We start from the raw sequence: 4,021 nt of genomic DNA, 5'->3' as shown, positions 1-4,021 counted from the left end.
CACATAAACAGCTTTTTCAGACTTACTTATGAACCATTCGTTATTTTTGTTGAGATATAACAAAACCCTTTTGGTTTTCTCTAACAGGTTAGAGTTTTTGACAATTTCAGCAAATCTGTTTTTGAGGTTGGAGATAAAGCTTTCTAAGACAGGCACTACCACATGATACTGTATTGTGTATTTGTATCTTTCAGAGAGGTTAGAGCTTATATGCTTTATGTTTGCCTTTCTGTTGAAGGAGCCTTGAGTGAAGAACAGAAACCACTGATAACTGGCTATGGCTTTTGCTGTTTTTCTGTATTCGGTGAGTATTCTTTTGATGGTGTCTTTTTTCCTCTTTGTCAGAGGGCATGAGACTTGAATGGCTCTATGCATCTTTGACAAGCTCCTCCTTTAGCCTTGCGGTCTTATAACTAATGCCAAGCTTTTTAGCATAATCCGATAACTTCATAGGGAATAATATAGTATGTTTGAGTAATTTTGTTAATAAAAAATAGAACCAGTTTCCGAGACCTTGCAGAAAGCATATACCGGAGAACATTAAACTTTTTCTAAAGGTGATACTACGATCCTGATAAGTGAACTCATAGAAGAAGTAAGTAATCCCATACCTTCTAATAAGTTTACACATTCCGAATAGCTCTCTTCTATAACCTTCATAATATCTTCACCGTAGATAGAGTAAAAACCATCTTTGTCTTTATAATCGTCAACAAGTTGGAAAAGGATACCTACCTTTGTACCCACTTTGCTGAGCGCATCAGCAAGGTCGTACCTCTTTGAAACTACACCACCGCACATGAATGTAGCGGAAAACATGAGAGCGGTTTTTTTAAGGCTTATATCCCACATATCACTAAGCTTTTTAACATCCATAACCTGACCACCTACCATACCCTTAGAGCCGGATTTCTCAGACAAGACACGTATTATGTAGAGTAGATCTCTTTCGTCCAAGGATACAAAGTTTTCCTTTCTTGAAAGTACTTCAAAAGCAAAATTTAGCAGAGCATCACCCGCAAGTATAGCCATGTCCTCACCGAAAAGTACGTGACAGGAAGGTTTACCTCTTCTTGTTACATCATTGTCTATAGCAGGAAGATCATCGTGTATCAAAGAGTAATTGTGTATGAACTCAATAGCACAGCCAACGCTAATAGCATCCTCCATATTGCCATTTAGAGCATCACAGATGGCACACAGAAATAGCGGTCTTATCCTTTTTCCCTCTTGAAACACGTAATAAGACATTGCATCGTAGAGTATTTTCGGCTCAAAAGGCTGTAGAAGTTCTCTGAGTCTAATTTCTATCTTAGATCTCCAAAGATCAATCTTTTGCATTATATCATTTTAATTCTCTTGCGGTGTGTATAAAAGTCCCAGAGTACCACCCCATACCATGTGAAGTAAAAATAAAGAGAACTGACCTGTATAAGAGGATGAGAGCATATTTATGGCAAACTTGGCACCACCTAAAGAAAAGATCAACAACACAACAAGCACGCATACGTGCCATACAATCCCAAAAATAACACCCTTTATTAGTCCTGATTTTGCAGGAATTTTATTATATATCCTTTTGTTAACAAATATAAGAGCGAGTACGAGGGAGTTTATTGTATGTCCTATTGCCATCGCAAGTCCTTCGTATCCATCAAAAAGCCCGAATTGTCTTACTATATTTAAATACTCCCTGTATGTGCCAAAGAGACCAAAAAAGCCGTCCAGCATCATATCCACAGTCATCATTACATACCCTGCAATCAGTGAAGAAAACAGATAACTTGGAAAGTTCACGCCTTCAATCACCTTCAAGATACTTCCTCACATCCTGTTTTATTTGCGGACTTATGCCGAGCTTCTTAAGTTTCTCGTCTTCAGCGGTGAGGAGTTCATAAAGATTTTCAAAGTTTCTGTATATGATCTGTTTTTTGACTTTACCTATACCCTTTATATGATTAAGTATATCTTGTGTAGTGTCTTTTAACTTCAATCTCCTGCTGTAAGCTAACGCAAAGCGATGAGCCTCATCCCTTATAAGACCAAAAACCCTATAGAGTATAGGATTTTCTTTGAGATGTATCTCTTTACCATCTTCACACAGAAGTATCTCTTCACGCTTTGCAAGTGCAAAGATCTTGATAGGAAGCGCCATCTTTCTCTTTACTTTTAGAGCAACCCCCATCTGACCATAACCTCCGTCTATGAGCCACGCATCTGGCATGACCTCTTCACCGCTTTTTAGCCTCTTGGCTCTTCTTTCCAGAACCTCCATCAAAGATGTGTAGTCATCTATCTTGTTAACACTCTTTATTCTGTATCTTCTGTACCTTTTCTTATTCATGTATCCCCTTTCCCAAACTACACATGAGGCTACTATGTAATCTCCGTAAAAGTGAGAAACATCAAAACCTTCTATTATATAAGGAAGGCTTATACCGAGCCTTTCCTTAAACTCAAGTTCAAGTACCTTGATATCCACGTGATGACCCATATTTTCCCTTATTATGCTTTCAAGTTCTTTATCCGTAATAGTGCCTAAACGTAATTTACCTCTCTTTGAAAGCCACTCTTTGACCTCGGCAGGAAGATCAAAGTTTGTGATGAGATTTTCAGGTAGAGGGTTTGAGTAATAAAAGCCGAGAATCACCTCCTCCCTTTGGCTTTCCGTATCAAGTAGAATGATCTGTTTATCCACAAGTTTGGAGGATCTCACAAGGAATACACCGAGGAGTCTGCCCATTGAGTAAAATATGTCCGCGTTGTGTAAAGAGATTTGAGAAACCCGTTGCCCTTTTGCGAGATTCTCAAGAGCATGGATCTGATCCCTTATTTGAGCGCACTTTTCAAACTTTAACTCCAGAGAGTACCTTTCTATAGCTTCGTAAAGATCCGGAAGCACCGAAGAGACATCGCCCGAGAGAAGACTGATAGCCGATCTCACGTTAAGTGCATATTCGTCAGCGTTCACATACCCACAGCATGGAGCCGAACACAATCCCAAGTGATAGTCCATGCAAGGCTCTTTTCTTACAGGAATAGGATCACAGGTTCTAAGTTTGAAGAGCTTGTGAATGAGTTTTTTAACCTTTCTGGCTTTACCCGTACTGAAGAAGGGTCCAAAGATCATACCTTTTTCGTAACCTCTAACTATCTTCACAGTTGGGAATCTATCATCTGTCAAGAGTAAGAGAGGATAGCCTCCACCGTATTTATGAAGTACATTATACTTGGGTTTGTGCAATTGAATAAGGTCAACTTCTAAGGTTAGAGCCTCAAACTCGTTTCTAGTTATTATCCACTCAATCTGTTCAGAATCCATAAGTATAGCTTTCTCTTTAGAATCTTTCTCACTTAATCTGTAGTGTTGGAGTAGCCTTTCTCGTATATTTTTAGCCTTCCCTATGTATATAACTTTATCGGATTTTTTAAATATGTAAACGCCCGTCTTTTCGGGAGCTGACTGTATAACTTCCTGCGTTATCATATATACTTAAATTTATACTCGCTCGGTACATTTTCTCTGCATTATAATATTCAAGGCATGTTTTGGAGGGAAGTCTTCAGAAAGAAATGTTATGCGGTTGATGAAGGCAGGTTTCCAAGAAAGCTTGGTCTTCTTGACCTGACCTTCTTGGGCATAGGGGCTATAATAGGTGCGGGTATATTTGTTATAACAGGACAGGCGGCTGCACTTTATGCAGGTCCGGGCATTGTCCTTTCCTTTCTTCTGGGTGCGGTTGCTATAGGTATAAGTGCCTTAGTTTATGCGGAGCTAAGCTCCGCATATCCCATATCGGGAAGTGCATACAGCTACACTTACGCAACTATAGGTGAAATCATCGCATGGCTTGTAGGATGGAACCTGCTTGTTGAGTATGGCGTTGCCACTGCAGCGGTTGCTACTGGATGGTCAGGATATTTACGCACCTTTCTTGAGCAAAATTTTGGCTTTACTCTGCCACATTTTCTGACAGGTGCCTATGACCCTTCAAAGGGCACGGTGGTGGACCTGTTTGCC

Annotated in this window: 5 protein-coding genes; 1 reads left to right on the top strand and 4 read right to left on the bottom strand. The window is 39.7% G+C overall.

Features of this window, described 5'->3' with window-relative positions; translation table 11 throughout:
- From ABWK04_08540 to uvrC, 4 genes are all read right to left on the bottom strand, one after another.
- A partial coding sequence (locus ABWK04_08540; GenBank protein ID MEZ0361920.1) for an RNA-guided endonuclease TnpB family protein occupies positions 1-375 on the bottom strand: 375 nt, incomplete at its 3' end.
- Positions 376-540: 165 nt separating this feature from the next.
- On the bottom strand, positions 541-1,341 hold the full coding sequence (locus ABWK04_08535) for a polyprenyl synthetase family protein (protein ID MEZ0361919.1): 801 nt from the start codon (positions 1,339-1,341) through the stop codon (positions 541-543).
- Between the two features lie 9 nt (positions 1,342-1,350).
- Positions 1,351-1,809: a hypothetical protein gene (locus tag ABWK04_08530; GenBank protein ID MEZ0361918.1), complete on the bottom strand. Its 459-nt coding sequence runs from the start codon at positions 1,807-1,809 to the stop codon at positions 1,351-1,353.
- Positions 1,802-3,487 carry an excinuclease ABC subunit UvrC gene (uvrC, locus tag ABWK04_08525; protein ID MEZ0361917.1) on the bottom strand — a complete coding sequence of 562 codons (1,686 nt, stop codon included), beginning with the start codon at positions 3,485-3,487 and terminating at the stop codon, positions 1,802-1,804. The genes ABWK04_08530 and uvrC overlap by 8 nt, the downstream gene beginning before the upstream one ends.
- Before the next feature lie 57 nt (positions 3,488-3,544).
- On the opposite strand from uvrC, the gene ABWK04_08520 reads away from it, so the two are divergent.
- The coding region (locus tag ABWK04_08520) for an amino acid permease (protein MEZ0361916.1) at positions 3,545-4,021 on the top strand (477 nt) is incomplete at its 3' end.

Source organism: Hydrogenobacter sp. (genome assembly GCA_041287335.1).
Classification (GTDB): domain Bacteria; phylum Aquificota; class Aquificia; order Aquificales; family Aquificaceae; genus Hydrogenobacter.
The sequence above is the reverse complement of the archived record's forward strand: the minus strand, read 5'-3'. Positions and strand labels throughout refer to the sequence as shown.